This is a genomic window from Aeromonas bivalvium, from assembly GCF_000819765.1.
In the GTDB taxonomy this organism is placed as follows: domain Bacteria; phylum Pseudomonadota; class Gammaproteobacteria; order Enterobacterales; family Aeromonadaceae; genus Aeromonas; species Aeromonas bivalvium.
Genome location: NZ_CDBT01000008.1, coordinates 371,080 through 371,673, shown reverse-complemented (window position 1 = coordinate 371,673; position 594 = coordinate 371,080). Strand labels below are relative to the sequence as shown.

The 594-nt window shown below is 69.5% G+C and carries 1 protein-coding gene; it reads left to right on the top strand.

What is annotated here, in order from left to right:
- The coding region (locus tag BN1119_RS02785) for a LysR substrate-binding domain-containing protein (protein WP_084205263.1) at positions 1–594 on the top strand (594 nt) is incomplete at both ends.

Here is a 594-nt window from a genome sequence, read left to right as displayed (position 1 = left end):
GGCCGGCACCGTGCGCCTCGCCACCGCCGAGAACCTGGCCAACCCCCTTATCATCCCCTCCCTGCCAACGCTCTTTGCCCAGCACCCCGAGCTGAGGGTGGAGCTGGTCACCGGGGTGCAGACGGTGAACCTGCACAGGCGCGATGCCGATCTCGCGGTGCGCATGGTCAAGCCCGATGCCGGCAACCTCACCATCAAGCGGCTGGGCACCCTGGGTTTCGGTCTGTATGGGGCCCGCACCTATGTCGATACCCGCCAGGCGGGGACAGATGTCGCCAGCTTCGAGCAGGACGACTTCATCGGCTGGAACGAGACCAATGGCCACCTGCCCGCCGCCAGATGGATGACCCGCATGCTGCGCGGCCGCCCCTGCCGGCTGGAGACCGGCACCCTGGCGGCCCAGCTCGCCGCCGCCCGGGCCGGTATGGGGCTGGCGGTGCTGCCCCACTTCCTCGCCAGCCAGACGGATCTGGTCTGCCTGCTGCCGGAGCTTGGGGTGGATCAGCCCATCTGGCTGGTGCTCCACAGCGATCTCGCCCACTCCCGGCGGGTGCGGGCCGTGGCGGATCACCTGATCGCCCTGTTCGAGCACTC